This is a genomic window from Rhodococcus sp. GA1 (assembly GCF_024321955.1).
GTDB classification, from domain to species: domain Bacteria; phylum Actinomycetota; class Actinomycetes; order Mycobacteriales; family Mycobacteriaceae; genus Rhodococcus; species Rhodococcus pyridinivorans.
In genome coordinates this window covers 2,853,171-2,872,092 of sequence record NZ_CP097186.1, presented here as the reverse complement: position 1 = coordinate 2,872,092, position 18,922 = coordinate 2,853,171, and the positions used below count along the sequence as shown (strand labels likewise).

Sequence of the window (18,922 nt, the reverse complement as noted above, 5' to 3'; positions counted from 1 at the left end):
CGAATGAAGCGTCGCATCCTCGCAACCGGTGTCGCGTGCCTGGCCGCCGTGCTCGTCTCCCCGGCAACAGCGTCCGCTGCTCCTACCGGAAGTGCGGATTCCGGAAGCGCCCAGGTCGCCAACAACTACATCCAGATTCTGCCGCACCTGGCGGAGGCTGCGATCAACTGCCTCATCACCGGAACTCCACTGCAGCAGTGCGGTTACACCGGTATCGATCCCGCACCCCTGCCGCTGCCCCAGAACTGATAGACCTTCTCACGAAACCTGTTTGATCGGGCCTCGATCGTCCCGGATCATTCGAATATGACTTCCGACGGCCCCGCCCTCGCGGCGCGCACGCTGCTGAAGCAACTCGACCTGGTCTGGCTCTTCACGGAACAACACGTACTGCCGCGGATCGACGAGACGGCCGTGCACTGGGAGCCGTCGTCGAACTGTGTGGGCGTTCGACCAGTCGACGGTCGCCTCGTCGCCGACTGGCCGGACGAGACGGCCGAGGCCCTCCCCGAGCCCACGATTGCGTGGCTGCTCTGGCACATCGAGTGGTGGTGGACGAACACCGTGGCGGTCTGCAGTGGGGGAACTGCGGTCGGGCCGGACGCCTACGAATGGTCCGGCTCGACCGGCCGCATCCGGGCTCTTCGCACCGAATGGGCCGCGCTTCTCGAGACTGCCGACATCGAGAAGACGATCGTCGGCCTCATGCCCGAACCTTCACCTCTGTGGGAAGTAGCCGGGTGGGTCAACTTCGAACTGGCGAAGAATGTTTCGGAGATCAGTCAGGTACTGGCGCGGAAGACGAACACGCCGGGCTGAGAATTCCGGCGCTCACGCTGCGACGATGCCCGCGACCGGAATACGTGCGTCGACCGCCTGCCGGAAGTTGATCATCGCGCGTTCGAGGTGGTCGCGGTTCGTCACCAGCACAGCGCCCGTGGCTCGCCGTTCGAGCAGAACGTCGTTGGTGAAGCGTGCGTTCTCGACGGTGGAGGTCGACTGCGATTCCTCGGTGATGCGCTCCGGCGGAATGCCTCGCACGACCAGCCAGTCCTTCATGGCCTGCGCTTCGGTGACGCCGTTGCGCGGCACGCCACCGGTGACGACGATCGGAGATTCCGGATAGCGTTGCGCTGCACGGAGAGCTGCCTCGAGCCGTTCTTCGAGCACCGGCCGGATCTTGCCGTCATCGGTGAGTCCGGCCCCGAGCACGACGAGATGCGTACCCCGCGGATTCAGGTCGAGCATCAGCGGGAAGTGCGGTGTCAGCTTCTCGAGCTCGGTGCACGCGATGATCAGCGCGTCGATGGTTCCCTGGCACAGCGGGGTGACGGACAGTGCACCGTTCACGACGGTGTCGATTGCAGGAGTCGCCGCTGCCTGCCCCGTCGATACACCTACCGCGGCTGTGGCCGCGACTGCGGTCGCCACCACCGTGCGTCGCACAGCTCCCACGCGAGTCCCCTTCTTCTCGGATGTCGGCCGTGCCGCACTGTGCCATCTCGACGCGCACTTGTGGGAAGTTGGAGCTCGACGCGAAGAAGTCTCACCATAGGCCGCGTCGGATTCGATGACGGCTGACAATCGGTTTTACATCCGAACCACTGGTCTATCCATGAACAAGCGCGACAATCGTTGCAAGAGGCGCCATTCGGACGAATCACTGCGCTTTCCGCACTTGCAGAACAGACAGAAACAGAACGTGTGTTCGAGTTGACGACTTCGCACACCCGTGCGACCATCCCTCCACCGACCTGAAAACAGGTCGACCCCGGAAGGTGCGCCAACACCTCACCGGGGTCTGGGCACAAGACAGATAGGGACTGTCATGCACCGTAGGGTGGAGTCTATCCACACGCCTTCGAGAGGCGTATTCCAGCAACGAGCCGCGAGCGCATTCGTCCGCGCCGGTCGCCGCACACCCGCTCCCCCGGGTTCACGCCCGACGTCCTGACTTTCCAGCCCTCCGATCCACCGTGATCGGAGGGCTCGAGGCGTTTCACCTGCATCGCCGCGCACGAGGGCTGTTCCGGTAGCCGAGGCGCGTCGACGCAGCTCGTCGCTCGTCTCCCACAGTCCGACGTCAGCGCGCCGACGCTGCGAGCCGGGGTCGTTCCCTGTCTCGAAACCGACTGGGCACCAGTATCCTTCGTCTCCACAGCTGGTGGTGGAGCACCCGATCGTGCGGGTCGACACGAACGACCGGGTCCAGTGCGAGCCGCACGTCCTCCGCGACGTGGGGCTATCCGTGCTGGCCGAGACGGTCTATCGGGGTATGGCGACCGGGCAGCCTTGGGGAAGGGGACGACGACTCAGGGACCCGAAGGGTCTCCGATCGGTCGAGGGCAGCCGCCCGCAGGGCGCCCGATTCGTTCCCGATCGAATTCATCCTCGTTGCGCGAACCCCGGGTGGAGTGCTGTGATCGGAGCACGGGTCTACGGGAGGGGCCGACGTGACCGGCGTCGAAGAGTTCGAGAACCTGCGTCCACTGTTGTTCGCCATCGCCTACCGCATCCTCGGGAGCGTGACCGAAGCCGAGGACGCGGTCCAGGAGACCTGGGTGCGATACGAAACCTCCGGCGTCGAACCGGATTCGGCCCGAGCATTCCTGTCCACCGTCGTCACCCGGGTGTCGATCAACATGCTCGAATCGGCCCGGGCGCGGCGCGAACGATATGTGGGCGAGTGGCTACCGGAACCGATACTCGAGGAGCCCTACGACGATCCGGCGCGCTCGGCCGAACTGCGGGAATCGATCTCGACGGCAGCGCTGGTACTGCTCGAACGTCTCAGTCCGCTCGAACGCGCCGTCTTCGTGTTGCGCGAGGCATTCGGATTCGGTTTCTCGGAGATTGCCGAGATCGTCGACCGCTCCGAAACGGCGTGCCGGCAGCTCGCGGTGCGGGCGCGACGCCACGTCGATCAAGGTTCGGCGCGGTTCGACACCGACCCGCAGGCGCACGAGCAACTCACCGCACGATTCCTCACGGCGTTCCAGGACGGCGATGTCGACGCCCTGCGCGACCTGCTGGCCGCCGATGTGCAACTCGTCGCCGACAGCGGTGGCAAGGCACCCGCCATCCGCAAGATCGTGGTCGGCGGCGAGAAGGTCATGCGGTTGCTGGCCTCGTTCGTCTCGCCCATGGACCAGCTCGGCATGTCGCTCGAATCCCACGAGATCAACAGGCTCCCCGGCCTGATCGTGCGGGACGCCGACGGCGCCATCGTGCAGGTCATGACGTTCGACGTGACGGACGGGAAGATCGGCGCGGTCCGGGTGCTGATCAACCCGGACAAGCTCGCCCACCTGGGGCGAGTGGCCGATGTGCGGGTGCTCGCCCAGAAGCTCCGTGACCTGCAACGACCTTGAATCCTCCCGATTGTTCGGCGCGGCATGTCACAAACGACGTAGCTGTCCGGTCCTAGATGACGAGGGCTCCCCACAGAGCCAACGAACGGATCGGAGAAGCCATGTTCAACACACGCCCCCGTGTCGTCGTCATCGGCGGTGGATACGCCGGAACGGTCGCCGCCAACCGCATGAGCAGGAAGGCTGCGGTCACCGTCGTCAATCCCCGGCCGCACTTCGTCCAGCGAACCCGGTTGCACCAGTTCGCGGTCGGCAACCACCATGCATCCGGCGACTACCGCAAACTTCTGGCGAAAGGAGTCGACCTTCTGGTCGATACCGCGACCCGCATCGAACCCGGCACGTGCACCGTCCATCTCGCATCCGGTGGAACGGTCGACTACGACTATCTCGTCTACGCCGTCGGAAGTACCGCCACAAGACGGTCCACCGTTCCTGGCGTCGAGGAGTTCGCCTTTCCGGTGGCCGAATTCGAGTATGCCGAGCGCCTGCAGTACGCGCTGAGCAGCCTCGGGCCGGATGCCGTCGTCACCGTCGTCGGCGCCGGACTCACAGGGCTCGAAACAGCCGGCGAGCTGGCCGAACAGGGACGTCGCGTGCGCCTCGTGTGCAGCGGTGTCATCGGCCCGATGTTGTCCGAGAAGGCCCGTGCCGCAACCTACGAACGGCTCGCGGACCTGCGGGTGGAGATCATCGAGAACGCGCGTGTCACTCTCGTCGGACCCGACGGCTTCACGCTCGACGACGACACCGTCCTCGAGAGTGCGATCACCGTCTGGACCGCCGGATTCGGCGTTCCCGAACTGGCCCACTCCAGCGGCTTCAGGACGGATGAACTCGGCCGGATCCTCACCGACGAAACGATGACCAGCATCGACGACGACCGCGTGATCGCCGCCGGTGACTGCGCGGCACCGTCGGGAGAGCCGGTGCGGATGGCATGCCAGTCCGCCCTGCCCACCGGCCTGGCTGCGGCCGATACGGTTCTCAGCCGTATCGCCGGTGAAGAACCCGCGAACCTCGATTTCGGGTTCAACGGCGTCGGTGTAAGCCTGGGCCGACGCGTCGGTGTCGTCCAGTTCCACGAACGGGACGACAACCCGAAGGAACAGGCGTATGCCGGCCGAATCGCCTCGACCATCAAAGATCTCGGACTGAAGGCCGCGATGGCGGGCCTGCGGGTCGAGGCCCTACGGCCGGGATCGGTGGGATTCCCGAGGGGCGGCCGGCATCCGTCGAACACCGCCCCCGAGGATCTCTCCCGCACGGAGCAACCGATGGCCTAACAACCGCTGAACTCGTCCTCTTTCAGAACCGACAGCACTGGGTCGCCTTCACCGATCGATGCTCCCGCCGAGGGAGTCTGGTCGACGACGACCCAGTTCCTGTCCCATACCTGCGCGCGTCCCTGACCGGTCGCGTCGACGCTCGTGGAGTAGAACACGCCCACAGCCTGGATAGCATCCTGTGCCGCTTGAAGATCCATGCACACGACGTTCGGCATCACCGCGGTGGACGCGACAGCCGCGACCTGCGTGGCGGAAACTCTCATGGTGGGAGTGGTTTCCGGAGCGACGGTCCGTGCGGTGGTGGCAGCCGAGGTCGTGTACGGCGTGGTGGTCGTCGGTGCGGCAGCGCGAGGAGTCGTACTCGCGTCGTCCTTCGTGGGTGAATCCAGCCCGTCCGAGATGTCACCGATGATTCCCATAAGGACGATCAGTCCGGCGACGGCAGCGGCGATGATCACCCCGCGCCGGATCCTCGGAGGCTTCGGCGGCTCGGGCGGCGGCGCCATCGCGGCCCGCACATCCCCCGCGAGGAACGCGCGGTGACCGACTTCGGCGCGTGCGGCGATCGCGTCCTGCTCGGCCTTGATCCGCCTGCGACGGTCGCGCAGAGGCTTGCCGATCGCGAGATATCCCAGGCCGGCCGCGAATGCCACGAACAGGATCGCGTCGGCAAAGTTGCCGTTGACTACTTCCACGATCGCCAGCCACAGCGTGATGGCGGCGAACATCCCCGCTACGACTCGCAGGTAGGGGACGACGAACTTCATGTTTCTCCTTCAACCCGACACCAGGCCACGTGTGCCGCTGCTTTCTCGACCGCACACGCGCTGAGCGCCTTCCTGAACTGGTGTCGGAGCACCGCCCCTCGTCGTTACGGGAGGCCGTTGATGGAGGTCATGCGGCCATGGTGGGTGCGATGGCCTCCATCTGCTCGATAACGAGCTTGGTAGCGCTGGTGCGACGGTCTGGCGGTCCGGCGGGCGCAGACCTCACCCGCCCGGGTCCACATCTCCGACGGCGTGTTGCGTCGCACCTTGAAGGACGTCGCCGAGTCGTTCCCGGCCGCACAGTTCGTCGATACGGCCTTCGGCCCGTTCGGCGTGCTTCTCACTCGCGCATCCGACACCATCGGGGCACACGTCGCGGCCCTGCTCGCAGCGGACGAAGCACGCCGCGAGGCGGAACTCGAGGCCCGTCCGCCGCTGGTGGTCGCGACCGACGCATCGAAGGCTCGCAATCGTCGCGGCACCGGACTCGGCTGCGTATCGAACGCCGGTGCACATCACATGCGGATGGCCTGCGACGCCCGCTCGATCCTCGAAGGCGAACTCCTCGCGATCGACATGGCCGTCGCTCGCTTCATGCACCCCAAGCTGCACATCCTCACCGACAGCCGGCTTGCCCTCGCCTGCATCGAGGGCACCTACGAAGGCCGTCCCGAGATCGCGGACGTCGTGGAGCGCATCCGGAATCGGATCAAGGGTCGCACTGTCGAGTTCTCGTGGGTGCGCGGGCACAGCGGACACCCGCTCAACGAGGTCGCCGATCGGCTGGCGGTCGCGGCGAGGCGCTGCCACGACGCGAACGTTTCGCCGGAGGTGGCGTCGACGATCGCGAACAACATCGTCGCCCCGTTGAAGAACTCGCTTCCCGAAACCGCTTGACCCGAACAAGTTCCACGAATTGCAAATAGGAGACCCAATGAGTACTCGAGAGTTCGACCAGCGCTACAACGCACATCTGATCGCGTCGCTCGCCGCAAGCGTCGGCATCATGCTCGGCAGCATCGGCCCCTGACCCAGATGGTCGACCAGCAGGGTTGTGAGTCTCATCTTCAGGTTGTCTACCTCTCGAGAAGCTTGCTCGGGCACAGCAACATAGGCAGTGGGACGAGTGAGATGTACCCTGGCAATCTGCACACAACGGCGCAATCCTGCGCCCTCGGCCGAGGGCAGCGGAGCGCGAAGTGGTCATAGGAGCGCGTTATTGCGCGCTCCGATGACCGATTCCCGCTCCGCTGTCGGGGTCGGTGAGTGCGGGATCCCGCGAGGTGTCCTTCAGCGCGACCCCCGAGGCCCCCAACTGCCGCGCCCCGTTCACGAGGGCCGCGACGACGCGCGCCGCGTGCTCGTAGGTCATCCCGCCGGGCGGGTGGATATTCGACACGCAGTTGCGTTCGGCGTCACTGCGTCCCGGTCTCGGGTGGTGCGTCAGGTACACGCCGACACTGTCGGCCACCGACAGGCCGGGCCGTTCGCCGATGATCACGAGCATCGTCGTGACGCCGAGCCGCTCACCGATATGGTCGCCCAGCGCGACGCGCGCCTGCGTCGCGATCACCGGCGGCGCCACCGTCAGCCCCGGCAGGGCATTGACGATCGCCGCGAGCAGATCGGGTCCGTGGGCGTCGAGAGCGGTGGACGACAACCCGTCGCACAGCGCGATACCGAGATCGGCCTCCATGCGCGGCAGCGTGGTCCCCTCGGCGAGCCGCCGGCCGAGGTCGGGGCGACGCAGATACGTACTGCGATCTCCTGCTGCGCTTTCCACGATCAACTGCTCACCGAGCCCGAGATCACGAACCCGCTGAGCCAAGGAATGCACATCGAGCGGGACGTGCACGGCGTCGCGCGCCTCGGCATGGGCCGCCACGAATTCCAGATGACGGCGCGTCGGGATGCTGTTCCCGGTGCGTCCCAGTCCGATCCGGGCCTGAGTGTGCCGACGCAGTTCGTCCCACAGGTCGCTCACAAGGCACCTCCGAGTGCGCGCAGAGGGGACGTGCCGACGTCCACCGGCAGGATGCGACCGATATCGTCCGCCATACCCTGCCTGCGTAGCCAGTCCTCGAACTCCGGTGCCGGCCGCAGGTCGGCGGCCTCCCGCACGTACAGCGCGTCGTGGAACGACAGCGATTGATAGCCGAGCATCACGTCGTCGGCACCCGGCACGGTGATCACGAATGCTGTTCCGGCAACGGCCAACAGGGTCAGCAGGGTGTCCATGTCGTCCTGATCGGCTTCGGCATGATTGGTGTAGCAGACGTCCACACCCATAGGCAGGCCGAGGAGTTTGCCGCAGAACTGGTCTTCGAGACCCGCGCGGATGATCTGTTTGCCGTCGTACAGGTATTCCGGTCCGATGAACCCGACGACGGTGTTGACGAGCAGCGGTTCGAACTCGCGCGCAACGGCATAGGCGCGCGCTTCGAGCGTCTGCTGATCCACCGGCCTGCCCCCGGTGCCGACATGGGTTCCCGACGACAACGCCGAACCCTGCCCGGTCTCGAAGTACATGACGTTGTTTCCGACGGTCCCCCGTCGCAGCGACCTGCCGGCCTCGTTGCCCTCCCTCAGCACTGCGAGGTCCACACCGAAGCTGCGATTGGCACCCTCGGTGCCGGCGACCGATTGGAACACCAGGTCGACGGGTGCGTCCTTCTCGATCAGATCGATGGTGGTGGTGACGTGGGTCAGCACGCACGACTGGGTGGGAATCTCGAATCGTTGCCGGATCTCGTCGAGCAGGTGCAGCAGGTCGGACACGGCGTGCGGCGAGTCGCTCGCCGGATTGATGCCGACGACCGCGTCGCCGCATCCCATCAGCAGGCCGTCGAGAACGGACGCGGCGACCCCACGCGGGTCGTCGACGGGATGGTTCGGTTGCAGGCGCGTCGCGAGCCGCCCGGGCAATCCGATGGTCGTGCGGAACGCGCTGGTCACCGTCGCAGCGCGGGAGACCGCGATGAGGTCTTGATTGCGCATGATCTTGCTGGTCGCCGCGACCGTCTCCGGGGTGAGTCCCGGCGCGAGTGCCGCGAGCACGTCGGCGGAGTCCGGTCGGGCCGCGACCTCCAGGAGGTGGTCGCGCAGTTCCCCGACGGTCATGTGCGAGACCGGCGCGAAGGCCGTCGCGTCGTGGGTGTCGACGATCAGCCTGGTGACCTCGTCGGTCTCGTACGGGACGACTGCCTCGGTGAGGAAGGTGGTCAGCGGGAGGTCGGCGAGGGCCAGCTGTGCCGCGGCGCGTTCGGCGTCCGAGGTGGCGGCGCAGCCGGCGAGCTCATCACCCGAGCGGCGCGGGGATGCTTTGCCGAGCAGATCGACGAGGCCGTCGAAGACGTAACCGGTTCCGCCGAGCTGTTGTCGGTAGATCGTCATCGAGGCCTCCCGCGCAGGACCGGTTCGACGGATGTGAGCACGCAGTGGAGTGCAGCATTCCACTTTTTCGCTGTCGTGTCCGGCGAGTGTCGCGAACGAAACGTCGCTGGTCGTCGGTTCCTAGCCTCGCTGGTACCAAACGTTCGTCACCCGCTGCGCCATGTGCCGCATCCCCGCAGCGGTGGGGTGCAGTGCCTTCGCCAGCGACAGCGACTGCCGTCCCTCGTAGAAGCGCTGCTCGGAGGGCGCACACGCATCCTGCCCTTCCGATCCGGCCATGACGTCGACGAACTCGGCACCGGCCTCGCCGGCGGAGCGGGCGAGTACTCGGTTCATCCGCACGAAGAAGTTCGTCACGAAGGAGGCGTCGGCATCGCTGGTGGGGATGTTGGGCCAGCAACCCCGGTTGCCGAAAACACCGCCGTGCCCGACCAGCAAAACCCGTGCGCGCGGTGCGCGTTGCTGGACGGCGGTGAGTGTCGCGGTGAGCTTCGGTCCGAGTGCACTCAGGGCGGTGTCCATGCGCGACGTGGTGCCCGGATCGGTGCGGCAGTGCGCATCGCCGCCCGGAAGCTCGGTGTAACAGGCCGAGACGAGCCCCGCCCAGCCGACATCGTTGCCGCCGATGCTCAGCGTGACGAGATTCGTGTCCGGAGGGAGCGAATCGATCTGCGGCGGGACCGATCCGGTCGACGTCTGCTGCGGGACGGACGTGATGTGCTCGGTGCGTGCACCCGAACACGCGACGTTGACGAAGCTGACGGTCTGAAGCGAACCCGCGACGAGGTTCGGATATCCCGCATCCGCGCGGGCACATCCGCTGAGCATCGCCGCTGCGTCGAGGTAGGGTCCGGCGGCACGCGAGTCACCGAGCGCGACGTATCGGATGCCCTGCTCGCTACCCGGGTCGCTCATCGCGGACACCGGCCACACCATCGATGCAGCTGCCATGCCGGCGACGATCCCGGCTCGCACAATCGTCTTCATCCAGACCCTCCGGCAGCGTGGTTCTCCCGGGCATGAGATCGGCACGAATTACAAACGCGTTACGAGCACCGGGTGAAGATCACGGATGAAGCTCGGGCACACATCCTCCCACCAGCGCATTTTGTTTACTCCCCCCTTCGAACGGCTACCGTCGACCTGTGACCGTCCACAAAGTTCTCGACGGCCGCTACGAGCTGAGCGGTCTGCTCGGCGTGGGCGGCAGCGGCGAGATCCACGACGGTTGGGACACCCGCCTCCACCGGCCCGTCGCCGTCAAACTGCTCGGACGGGAGGTCTGCAGCAGACCGGACGTACGACGTCGTTTCGAAGTCGAGGCCCGGGCCGCCGCGGCCCTGAACCACCCTCGCATCGTCGCCGTGTACGACACGGGTGAACACGACGGACGTCCTTACATCGTTATGGAACGGCTCTCCGGGCGGACCCTCGCCGACGACATCACCCGCGGACCCCTACCCGCCGATCGGGTGCGCACGGTGCTCGCCGGAATTCTCGAGGCGCTCGTCGCCGCGCACGGTGCGGGGATCCTCCACCGGGACATCAAGCCGGCGAACGTGCTCATCACAGAGAACGGCGAGATCAAGGTCGCCGACTTCGGTATCGCGAAGAGCGTCGGCGACGACCTCACCCACACCGGTGAACTCGTGGGGACCGTCGCCTATCTGAGCCCGGACCGCATCACCGGACACCCCGCGTCCGTGACGGACGATCTGTACGCGGTCGGGGTCGTCGGCTACGAGTCCCTTTGCGGGCGGAGGCCGTTCGCCGAGGACAACATCCTCGCGCTGGCACGGGCCATCACGCACGACCGTCCACGGCCACTCGCCGATCTCCGCCCGGACGCCCATCCGGGGTTCGTCGCAGTGATCGAACGGGCCATGGCACGAGAGCCTTCCGACCGGTTCCGCAGTGCGCACGAGATGCTCGCGGCATTGCAGAATTCCGACGGAAACCGCGCTGCGACAGCCTTCCTGCCGGCGAGTGAGATCGGCGGACCGACGACCACTGCAGGCACGGACCGGTCCCGTGGAGTTCTCGTCGCAGCGGGTCTGACGCTGGTCGGGGCGCTCGCCGTGGGCGGTCTCGCACTCGGATTCGGGCGGGGCGCTTCCCCGCCGGCGGCCACACCGGAGACGCGGACGCCGGGCATGTCCGCATCGACGCCCGAGCGGGTACCGGCAACCACCGAGCTTCCTGCGACCCCCGAATCCACGGTCGCCCCGGCGCGCACAGCGGACGAGACCGCCGTGGTTCCGCCCGTCGTGCCCGCTCCGGAGACCGCTCCCGTCGCACCGCCTGCGGATGCCGGGCCCACGAGGTCCGAACCCGAGTCCCGCGGAAACAGCGGACCCGGCAACAACAACGGTAACGGAAACTCGCAGGGGAACAACGGGAACCACAACGGCAACAACGGCAATGGGAACGGGAACACCGGCAACGGGAACAGTGGCCGCGGTAACGGGTGAGATCGCTCAGCTCGAGGCGCGCACCACGAGTTCGACGGGAAGTCGCGTCGATTCCGTTTCTCCGTTTCGCACGAGTTCGAGGAGCCGCTCGATGGCCGTCACCCCGATATCGTGCGCGGGCGATCGCACGGTGGTGAGCGGAACCGGCAGCTGCGCCACGACGGGGATGTCGTTGTAGCCGACCACGGCGAGATCGTCCGGGATGGACAGACCGAGGTCGCGGGCGACACCGAGGATGCCGATGGCGATGGTGTCGCTGACCGCGAAGATCGCGCGGGGACGGTCGGGGCGGTCCAGCAGCGCACGCGCGGCCTCCACACCCCCGGCAACGTCGAAGCTCGACCGCATGATCCGCTCGGGCGGCAGTGGCGCCGACGCTTCCTTCAGAGTGTCGACGAAGCCGTCGCGGCGGTCGCGGGCGGTGCTGGCGTGGTCGGGGCCGGCGATGATCGCCAAGTCGTCGTAGCCGCGGTCGAGAAGGTGCCGGGCGGCCAGTGCTCCACCCCGGTAGTCGTCGCCCACCACGAACGGCAACCCCGCATCGGCGTGCCGGGTGACCGCGAGGATGGGCAGCGATCCGAGTACCAGCGACTCGACGAACGGACCACCCGGGAGGTGCATGCTGCTCAGCAGCAGGCCGTCGACCTGCCGGCCCACGAGCAGCGCGATGGCGCGACGTTGCGCCTCGAGGTCGTCGGGTGGGCTCGACAGCAGTACCGAGTAGCCCGCTTTCGTGGCGGCTTCCTCGATGCCCTGGTAGGTCGTGGCGACCACGCCGTCGGTGAGTCGCGGCATGACGACACCGAGGGTCGTGGTCTTGCGGGTCCGCAAGCTCGCCGCCCACAGGTTGGGGCGATATCCCAGTTCGACCGCGACCTCCCGCACCCGTAGTGCCGAGTCCGACCAGCCGTCGACCGGTTCGGGCTGGCGCAGCACACGGGATGCCGTCGAGACGTGGACACCGGCGCGCTCGGCGATCTCCTTGAGCGTCGGGGCGCGGTCGGGACGGGGCATGCGGCTCTCCTGCTCGTACGGCATCGAGTTCGTATTCCGAGTTGACGTGCCCGGAACGTATCTTTAGCGTAGGCCATGCAATCGATCGCGCAAACGTTCTCACAATCGTTCTGACAAACGTTTCCTCGACCACCGGAGAAGGCCATGTCCAACGCTCAGTCGCTCACCCAGCTGTTCGCCCTCGACTCCCTGCTCGAGCAGGAGGAGATCGACATCCGCGACACCGTCCGCAAGTTCGGCAACGAGCGCATCCGCCCGCACGTGGCCCAGTGGTTCGAGGAAGCCAAGCTCCCGGCACGCGAGCTCGCCAAGGAACTCGGACAGCTCGGTGTGCTCGGCATGCACCTCGACGGCTACGGCTGCGCCGGCATGAGCGCCACCGCCTACGGCCTGGCCTGCCTCGAACTCGAGGCCGTCGACTCCGGCATCCGCAGCCTCGTGTCCGTGCAGGGCTCGCTGGCGATGTTCTCCATCCACCACTGGGGCAGCGAGGAGCAGAAGCAGGAATGGCTCCCCCGCATGGCCGCCGGTGAGGCCATCGGTTGCTTCGGCCTGACCGAGCCCGACTTCGGTTCCAACCCCGCCGGGATGCGCACCAACGCAAAGCGCGACGGCGACGACTGGATCCTCAACGGCACCAAGATGTGGATCACCAACGGCTCGATCGCCGACGTCGCCGTCGTCTGGGCGCAGACCGACCTCGAAGAAGGCGCCAAGGGCATCCGCGGCTTCGTCGTCCCCACCGACACCCCCGGTTTCTCCGCACCGGAGATCCACTCCAAGATGTCGCTGCGCGCCTCGGTCACATCGGAGCTCATCCTCGACGGCGTGCGTCTGCCCTCCTCGGCGATGATGCCGAAGGCCGAGGGTCTGCGCGGACCGCTGACCTCCCTCGGCGAGGCCCGCTTCGGCATCGTCTTCGGTGCCATCGGTGCCGCCCGCGACTGCCTCGAGACCGCCGTCGAGTACTCGCAGTCCCGCGAGGTGTTCGACAAGCCGCTCGCCGGCTACCAGCTCACCCAGGCCAAGATCGCCGACATGGCGCTCGAGGTCGGCAAGGGCCACCTGCTCGCCTACCACCTCGGTCGCATCAAGGACCGCGGCGAGATCGCCCCGGAACAGGTCAGCCTCGGCAAGCTCAACAACGTGCGTGAGGCCATCGCCATCGCCCGCGAGTGCCGGACCATCCTCGGCGCCAACGGAATCACGCTCGAGTACCCCGTCATTCGTCACGCCAACAACCTCGAATCGGTGCTGACCTACGAGGGCACCTCCGAGGTCCATCAGCTGACCATCGGCAAGGCGCTGACCGGTGAGGCGGCCTTCCGGTGAGCGGAGCGTTGGAAGGGCTGGTGATCGCCGACTTCGGTCGCGTGCTCGCCGGCCCCTACGCCACCATGCTGCTCGCCGACCTCGGGGCAGAGGTCGTCAAGATCGAACGACCCGTCTTCGGGGACGACACCCGGCACTGGGGACCACCCTGGGCCGGCGACGAGTCGACCTATTTCCTCGGCGTCAACCGCAACAAGAGATCGGTGGCCATCGACCTGACCACCGACGAAGGACTCGAGCAGGCACGCGATCTCGTCGCCCGCGCCGATGTCGTCGTCGAGAACTTCCTGCCCGGCACGATGACTCGGCTCGGGCTCGGATACGAGCAGGTCCGGGAACTCGACCCCGGCATCGTCTACACCTCGATCACCGGCTTCGGCGGGCACAACGACCTGCCCGGTTACGACCTGCTCATCCAAGCCGTCGGCGGTCTGATGAGCATCACCGGGCCCGACCATGCGACACCCACCAAGGTCGGTGTCGCCGTGGTCGACATCATCACCGGAATGCACGCTGCGCTCGGCATTCTCGCCGCGCTACGGCACCGCGACCGCACCGGCGAGGGCCAGCGTGTCGAGGTGAACCTGCTGTCGTCCCTGTTGTCGGCGCTGGCGAACCAATCGTCCGGCTACGTCGCGGCAGGGGTGGTGCCGAAGGCGATGGGCAATCGCCATCCGAGCATCGCGCCCTACGAGGTGTTCCACACGGCAGACCGGCCGTTCGTCCTCGCCGTGGGCAACGACCGTCAATTCGCTTCCCTGGTCGCGGTTCTCGGCGCGCCCGAACTCGCCACCGACGAGCGGTTCACCACGAACACCGCCCGCGTCGCGAACCGGGAGGAGCTGACGAAGATCCTCGACGAATTGCTGTCGACGGACACCGCCGACGCGTGGTTCGACGCTCTGACCGCAGCCCGGGTGCCATGCGGACCGCTCAACGACATCGCTGACGCGGTCGCGCTCGCCGAACGACTCGGCCTGTCGCCGGTGGTGTCGATCGACGATCCCGACCGGGACGCTCCGCTTCGTCAGATCGCCAACCCGATCCGGCTCAGCGCCACCCCTGCGACCTACCGCACCGCACCCCCGCGGCTGGCGTAGTCGGACGCTCTCGTCACTCGGACTTCTGTTCCTTCAGAGTGTGGGCGACGAGAGCATTCGCGTGCCCGTGGCCCATCCCGTGTTCCTGTTTCAGCCAGTTCACGAGCTCCATGTGCTCGGCGAGATCCGAGGCGCGGATCATGTTCTTCCACTCCTCGATCGGGCGTCCGTACTTCTGCTCGATCGACGGAAAGTACGACTGGGGCCCCTTGACCTTCTCGCTCATGCCGGAGAGGTCAACCGCGGCGACCGACACGGTCGGGCCGTTCCGTTCGATCCGCAACAGAAAAGACCGCGGCGCCGCAGTCCCGGATGGAACGCGGCGGCACGGATGTACGGAAGGGGATCAGGCCTTCGGGCCACCGGCCACGTAGATGACCTGACCGGACACGAAGCCCGCGCCCTCGGACGCGAGGAACGATGCGGTGTGGGCGATGTCGTCGACCTCGCCGATACGGCCGACCGGGATGTCGGCCGCGATGTTCGACTTGAAGTCGTCGAACGACAGGCCGAGACGCTCGGCGGTCGCGGCGGTCATCTCGGTGGCGATGAAGCCCGGCGCGATGGCGTTGGCGGTGACACCGAACTTGCCCAGCTCGATCGCGAGGGTCTTCGTGAAGCCCTGCATGCCGGCCTTGGCAGCGGAGTAGTTGACCTGGCCGCGGTTGCCGAGGGCCGAGGTGCTCGAGAGGTTGACGATGCGACCGAACTTGGCGTCGACCATGTAGCTCTGGACGGCACGCGTCATGAGGAAGGCGCCACGCAGGTGCACGTTCATGACGGCGTCCCAGTCCTCGACCGTCATCTTGAACAGCAGGTTGTCGCGCGTGATGCCGGCGTTGTTGATCAGGACGGTGGGCTCGCCGAGTTCGGTGGCGACCTTCTCGACGGCAGCGGCGACGGACTTCTCGTCGGAGACGTCGGCGCCCACGGCGAGTGCCTTGCCACCGGCGGACTCGATAGCCGAAACGGTGTCCTGGCAGGCGGATTCGTCGAGGTCGAGGACGGCGACCCGGTAGCCGTCGCCGGCGAGCCGCTTCGCTACGGCTGCGCCGATGCCGCGTGCGGCTCCGGTGACGATGGCAGTGCGGGGCTGTGTGCTCATAGCGTTCCTCCGTTGGGGGATGGGTGGTGCCGTCAGGTGATGGTGAGTCCGCCGTCCACGGCGATGGTCTGACCGGTGACGTAGGCGGCGGCGTCGGATGCCAGCCAGACTGCGGTGGCCGCGATCTCCTCGGAATCGCCGGTCCGGCCGAGGATGATTCGCTGCTTCATCGAGTCGAGGTATCCGGGCTGGTATTCGTCCGTCATCTCCGTCCGGAAGAAGCCGGGTGCGATGGCGTTGACGCGGATTCCCTTGCGTGCTCCCCACTGCTGCGCGAGGTCGCGCGTGAGGCCGATGACGCCCGCCTTACTGGCCGAGTACGCGGCCTGCGGCAGGCCTGCCGTGGTGAGACCGAGAACCGACGAGATGTTGACGATCGAGCTACCGGGCTGCATCACACGGCCGACGGCCTGTGCCGCCCAATAGGATCCGTTCAGGTTGATGTCGATGACCTGCCGGAACTGCTCGGGGGTCTCCTTGGTGGCGGGCACGGCGGTGCCGATACCGGCATTGTTGATGAGGATGTCCACCCGGCCGAGTTGCTCGACCGCATGATCGACCATGCGCTGCGCCTGTTCGGGATCGGCGATGTCGGTCTCGACCGTGACGGCCTGCCGTCCGGTCTCCCGGACCAGCGCGGCGGTCTCCTCGAGACGGTCGAGGCGGCGTGCGGCGAGCACGACGTCGGCCCCTGCCTCGGCCAGCCCTCGGGTGAATGCGACACCGAGGCCCGAAGAGGCACCGGTGACGATGGCAACGCGGCCGTCGAGACGGAAGCGGTCGAGCACGGACATACGTCATCTCCTCGCTGTGACGGGGCCTACAGGAACTGTATAGCCGACCGCCTTCTCATCCACCAAACAGCCTGTATCCAATTTGATTGGACAGCACTGCCTTTCAGAGCCAGGTCCTATTCTTCTCTTCGGCGGATCCTATGTTGCCGCGGGCGTTGCAGCGCGGAGAGGACCCCGCGTCGCACACACCGTTACCAAGTCGATAAGCACTGGCTTATTTCTAAGCGCTCGCTTATCGTGCGATGCCGTAGCGGGCTTGTCAACACCAACCGGACAGAACGGAAGCGCTCTCGTGAGTGACGCATGGGACGACGTCGTCGGCGGATCCAAGGCCGCGGCTCGCATCCGCACGGCCGCGATAGACGAGTTCGCGGAGCACGGCTACGGCGGCACCACGACGCGCCGGATCGCGGCGCGACTCCGCATGAGTCCCGCCGCGATGTATCCGCACTACGCGTCCAAGGAGGAGCTGCTCTTCGCCATCGCCTACGAGGGACACGCCCTCGCTCTGCAGGTCGTCGAGAACGCTGACCGCCCCGATGCCGAGCCGTCCGTTCGGCTCGCCTCCGTCATCGGCCGCTTCGCCGCCTGGCAGGCGGAGAACCACCGATGGAGCCGGGTCATCCAGTACGAGCTGGCCGCGCTCGACCGCGAGCACTACCGCACGATCGTCGGACTACGACGGCAGACCACGCAGGTCGTGCGGGGTGTCGTGGACGCCGGCCACGTCTCGGGCGAGTTCACCCTCCCGGATGCCGAAGGTGTCACTCTCGCCCTGATGTCGCTCTGCGTCGACGTGTGCCGTTGGTATCCCTCGGGCCGTTACGACGACGCCGCGACGATCAGCGACCTGTATGCCGATCTTGCCCTGCGTCTGGTCGGTGCCGTGCGTTAGCATCGTCGCCACCATCGGATCGGGGGGATCTACGTGGGCAGGGGGATATCGCGCCGCCGTCGGCTCCTCGAGACGCGAGAGCATCGAGGGGGAGCTGTCGTCCATGTCCACGAATGACAACGTCGTCGACCGACTACTGGTGTCGCTCGGGGTCGACGCCCCAGCCCCCGACTCCGTCGCCCGCCGGCAGTCCAATTACGACGCGCTGGCCGCGCGCATCGACGCGGGAGTCGATCCCGAATACATCGCAGCATTCGAGAACTTCCACGGCATGGAGCATGCCGACATCCACCGGCTCGCCCAGAGCATCAATCCCGTCGCGATGACCACCCTGGCCACCGAATGGGCCGAACTCGGAAAGGGTTTCAGCCTCACCGTCGCGTGGGGAACGCTGATGATCCGCAAGCTCATCGGCCAACACTGGGAGGGTCCGGCGGCCGACGCCGCGATGGGCGCGACGGTGCGATTCGGCGAATCCGCACAACAGTTGTCCGATGCCGCACGCGCGACGTCCGAGAAACTCCGTATTGCCGCCGACGTCGGCGAACGGGTGCGAGCGTCCGTGCCTCCACCCACGGTGATTACGTCGTCGGTCCTGTACGCGCTCGATCCCGTCGCAGGTGCTGCTGCCGCCCGCCAGGAGGAAGCCGTTCGCGCCCAGGCCGTGCGGGTGATGGAAGCCCTCTACAAGCCGTACTACCGCGATTCCGGCACGGCGGTTCCGGTCCTGCCCTCCCCGTATGCCGCCACGACGAGTCGCGCCACGGAGGCATTCGTTCCCCAGGGTTACGGCACACCAGGTGTCGGCGGCGCCCGGACCACCGGCGACCCGACGGGAATCCCGGGCGGGGACGGAGAACGTCCGGGTGGGCAGACCGCCACGGAAGCGGAGAACCGTACGGACGCACCGTCGTCCGGTGAAGGCACGGACGGCCGGGCGGAAGGTACCGATTCGGCAGGTGGCGTGGGTTCGAACGAGTCCGCAGCGACCACTCCTGCATCCACCTCCCCGGCCGCGGGCGGCAACTCCGCGAGCCCGACCGGTCAGTCGTACGGTTCGCGGCCCCCCGGGTCGGGCGGAGGTGTCGGCGGTGGCCTACCGGGCGCCGGGGGTGTCGGCTCTGCGGGCGCATCGCCCGCGGCGGGTCCCGCTCCGCTCGTCGCCGGAGCTGCGCCCGCCGGTGGTGTCGCCGGTGGGCCCGGTGCCGCCGCAGCGCGGGGTGCCGGCGCCCGTCCGTTCGGCATGATGCCGGGAATGATCCCGCCCGCCTCGTCCCGCGGAGACGAGCAGGACAAACGCGCGGCCGGTTATCTCGTCACCGGTGAGAACGGGAACGAACTGATCGGGTCGCTGCCCGACACCGCCCCGCCGGTTCTGGGGGCCTGAACGC

Annotated in this window: 19 protein-coding genes; 10 read left to right on the top strand and 9 right to left on the bottom strand. The window is 67.0% G+C overall.

Annotation, left to right across the window (positions count from 1 at the left end; all coding sequences use genetic code 11):
* Nucleotides 1-3 precede the first annotated feature (3 nt).
* Together M3330_RS13625 and M3330_RS13620 are read left to right on the top strand one after the other, a co-directional pair.
* Complete coding sequence (locus tag M3330_RS13625) at nt 4-249, top strand: hypothetical protein (RefSeq protein ID WP_219129582.1); 246 nt, start codon at nt 4-6, stop codon at nt 247-249.
* 57 nt (nt 250-306) lie between these two features.
* On the top strand, nt 307-819 hold the full coding sequence (locus tag M3330_RS13620) for a DinB family protein (protein ID WP_255024938.1): 513 nt from the start codon (nt 307-309) through the stop codon (nt 817-819).
* Nucleotides 820-831: 12 nt separating this feature from the next.
* Here the strand turns inward: M3330_RS13620 and M3330_RS13615 are convergent, their stop codons facing one another.
* Nucleotides 832-1,455, bottom strand: a complete 624-nt coding sequence (locus M3330_RS13615; protein WP_308089023.1) for a YdcF family protein — start codon at nt 1,453-1,455, stop codon at nt 832-834.
* Between the two features lie 998 nt (nt 1,456-2,453).
* Here M3330_RS13615 and M3330_RS13610 point away from each other — a divergent pair.
* Together M3330_RS13610 and M3330_RS13605 are read left to right on the top strand one after the other, a co-directional pair.
* Nucleotides 2,454-3,371, top strand: a complete 918-nt coding sequence (locus M3330_RS13610) for an RNA polymerase sigma-70 factor (protein WP_255024937.1) — start codon at nt 2,454-2,456, stop codon at nt 3,369-3,371.
* Nucleotides 3,372-3,472: 101 nt separating this feature from the next.
* The gene (locus tag M3330_RS13605) at nt 3,473-4,657 is read left to right on the top strand and encodes an NAD(P)/FAD-dependent oxidoreductase (protein ID WP_255024936.1); all 1,185 of its coding nucleotides are present in this window, start codon (nt 3,473-3,475) and stop codon (nt 4,655-4,657) included.
* Here the strand turns inward: M3330_RS13605 and M3330_RS13600 are convergent.
* The gene (locus tag M3330_RS13600) at nt 4,654-5,427 is read right to left on the bottom strand and encodes a PASTA domain-containing protein (RefSeq protein ID WP_255024935.1); all 774 of its coding nucleotides are present in this window, start codon (nt 5,425-5,427) and stop codon (nt 4,654-4,656) included. The two genes, M3330_RS13605 and M3330_RS13600, sit on opposite strands and share 4 nt — an antisense overlap.
* Before the next feature lie 252 nt (nt 5,428-5,679).
* Here M3330_RS13600 and M3330_RS13595 point away from each other — a divergent pair, with 252 nt between their 5' ends.
* Entirely contained in the window at nt 5,680-6,324 is a 645-nt protein-coding gene (locus M3330_RS13595) for an RNase H family protein (RefSeq protein WP_255024934.1), read from the top strand.
* A gap of 319 nt (nt 6,325-6,643) precedes the next feature.
* Here M3330_RS13595 and eutC read toward each other — a convergent pair whose 3' ends face one another.
* The 3 genes from eutC to M3330_RS13580 form a co-directional block, all read right to left on the bottom strand.
* Nucleotides 6,644-7,411, bottom strand: coding sequence for an ethanolamine ammonia-lyase subunit EutC (gene eutC / locus M3330_RS13590; protein ID WP_255024933.1), 768 nt, complete (start codon nt 7,409-7,411; stop codon nt 6,644-6,646).
* Entirely contained in the window at nt 7,408-8,820 is a 1,413-nt protein-coding gene (locus M3330_RS13585) for an ethanolamine ammonia-lyase subunit EutB (protein WP_193902782.1), read from the bottom strand. Before M3330_RS13585 ends, eutC begins: the two co-directional genes overlap by 4 nt.
* Nucleotides 8,821-8,940: 120 nt before the next feature.
* Nucleotides 8,941-9,771, bottom strand: coding sequence for an SGNH/GDSL hydrolase family protein (locus M3330_RS13580; protein WP_255024932.1), 831 nt, complete (start codon nt 9,769-9,771; stop codon nt 8,941-8,943).
* 194 nt (nt 9,772-9,965) lie between these two features.
* Between M3330_RS13580 and M3330_RS13575 the strand changes: the two genes are divergently transcribed.
* Nucleotides 9,966-11,291: a serine/threonine-protein kinase gene (locus M3330_RS13575; protein WP_064852556.1), complete on the top strand. Its 1,326-nt coding sequence runs from the start codon at nt 9,966-9,968 to the stop codon at nt 11,289-11,291.
* 6 nt (nt 11,292-11,297) lie between these two features.
* Here the strand turns inward: M3330_RS13575 and M3330_RS13570 are convergent, their stop codons facing one another.
* The gene (locus tag M3330_RS13570) at nt 11,298-12,329 is read right to left on the bottom strand and encodes a LacI family DNA-binding transcriptional regulator (protein WP_019288238.1); all 1,032 of its coding nucleotides are present in this window, start codon (nt 12,327-12,329) and stop codon (nt 11,298-11,300) included.
* A gap of 120 nt (nt 12,330-12,449) precedes the next feature.
* On the opposite strand from M3330_RS13570, the gene M3330_RS13565 reads away from it, so the two are divergent.
* Together M3330_RS13565 and M3330_RS13560 are read left to right on the top strand one after the other, a co-directional pair.
* Nucleotides 12,450-13,637, top strand: coding sequence for an acyl-CoA dehydrogenase family protein (locus tag M3330_RS13565; RefSeq protein ID WP_019288237.1), 1,188 nt, complete (start codon nt 12,450-12,452; stop codon nt 13,635-13,637).
* Nucleotides 13,634-14,737 carry a CaiB/BaiF CoA-transferase family protein gene (locus tag M3330_RS13560; RefSeq protein ID WP_064852557.1) on the top strand — a complete coding sequence of 368 codons (1,104 nt, stop codon included), beginning with the start codon at nt 13,634-13,636 and terminating at the stop codon, nt 14,735-14,737. The genes M3330_RS13565 and M3330_RS13560 overlap by 4 nt, the downstream gene beginning before the upstream one ends.
* A gap of 13 nt (nt 14,738-14,750) precedes the next feature.
* Here the strand turns inward: M3330_RS13560 and M3330_RS13555 are convergent, their stop codons facing one another.
* From M3330_RS13555 to M3330_RS13545, 3 genes are all read right to left on the bottom strand, one after another.
* A complete protein-coding gene (locus M3330_RS13555) occupies nt 14,751-14,963 on the bottom strand; it encodes a DUF4287 domain-containing protein (RefSeq protein ID WP_006554713.1) in 213 nt (70 codons plus the stop codon).
* 120 nt (nt 14,964-15,083) lie between these two features.
* Nucleotides 15,084-15,842 (bottom strand): 3-oxoacyl-ACP reductase FabG, encoded by a 759-nt coding sequence (gene fabG / locus M3330_RS13550; RefSeq protein WP_033097457.1) that lies wholly within the window; start codon nt 15,840-15,842, stop codon nt 15,084-15,086.
* A gap of 32 nt (nt 15,843-15,874) precedes the next feature.
* Nucleotides 15,875-16,636, bottom strand: a complete 762-nt coding sequence (locus M3330_RS13545; RefSeq protein WP_255024931.1) for an SDR family NAD(P)-dependent oxidoreductase — start codon at nt 16,634-16,636, stop codon at nt 15,875-15,877.
* Between the two features lie 292 nt (nt 16,637-16,928).
* Between M3330_RS13545 and M3330_RS13540 the strand changes: the two genes are divergently transcribed.
* Nucleotides 16,929-17,531, top strand: coding sequence for a TetR/AcrR family transcriptional regulator (locus M3330_RS13540; protein WP_255024930.1), 603 nt, complete (start codon nt 16,929-16,931; stop codon nt 17,529-17,531).
* 103 nt (nt 17,532-17,634) lie between these two features.
* Nucleotides 17,635-18,918, top strand: coding sequence for a PPE domain-containing protein (locus tag M3330_RS13535; protein ID WP_255024929.1), 1,284 nt, complete (start codon nt 17,635-17,637; stop codon nt 18,916-18,918).
* Nucleotides 18,919-18,922 lie beyond the last annotated feature (4 nt).

What these genes read in the sequence shown, in the direction of transcription:
- M3330_RS13535 (WP_255024929.1), top strand. Translation starts at nt 17,635, where the DNA reads ATGTCCACGAATGACAACGTCGTCGACCGACTACTGGTGTCGCTCGGG.
- fabG (WP_033097457.1), bottom strand. Translation starts at nt 15,842, where the DNA reads ATGAGCACACAGCCCCGCACTGCCATCGTCACCGGAGCCGCACGCGGC.
- M3330_RS13580 (WP_255024932.1), bottom strand. Translation starts at nt 9,771, where the DNA reads ATGGCAGCTGCATCGATGGTGTGGCCGGTGTCCGCGATGAGCGACCCG.
- M3330_RS13605 (WP_255024936.1), top strand. Translation starts at nt 3,473, where the DNA reads ATGTTCAACACACGCCCCCGTGTCGTCGTCATCGGCGGTGGATACGCC.
- M3330_RS13620 (WP_255024938.1), top strand. Translation starts at nt 307, where the DNA reads ATGACTTCCGACGGCCCCGCCCTCGCGGCGCGCACGCTGCTGAAGCAA.
- M3330_RS13585 (WP_193902782.1), bottom strand. Translation starts at nt 8,820, where the DNA reads ATGACGATCTACCGACAACAGCTCGGCGGAACCGGTTACGTCTTCGAC.
- M3330_RS13600 (WP_255024935.1), bottom strand. Translation starts at nt 5,427, where the DNA reads ATGAAGTTCGTCGTCCCCTACCTGCGAGTCGTAGCGGGGATGTTCGCC.
- M3330_RS13545 (WP_255024931.1), bottom strand. Translation starts at nt 16,636, where the DNA reads ATGTCCGTGCTCGACCGCTTCCGTCTCGACGGCCGCGTTGCCATCGTC.
- M3330_RS13625 (WP_219129582.1), top strand. Translation starts at nt 4, where the DNA reads ATGAAGCGTCGCATCCTCGCAACCGGTGTCGCGTGCCTGGCCGCCGTG.
- M3330_RS13570 (WP_019288238.1), bottom strand. Translation starts at nt 12,329, where the DNA reads ATGCCGTACGAGCAGGAGAGCCGCATGCCCCGTCCCGACCGCGCCCCG.
- M3330_RS13565 (WP_019288237.1), top strand. Translation starts at nt 12,450, where the DNA reads ATGTCCAACGCTCAGTCGCTCACCCAGCTGTTCGCCCTCGACTCCCTG.
- M3330_RS13555 (WP_006554713.1), bottom strand. Translation starts at nt 14,963, where the DNA reads ATGAGCGAGAAGGTCAAGGGGCCCCAGTCGTACTTTCCGTCGATCGAG.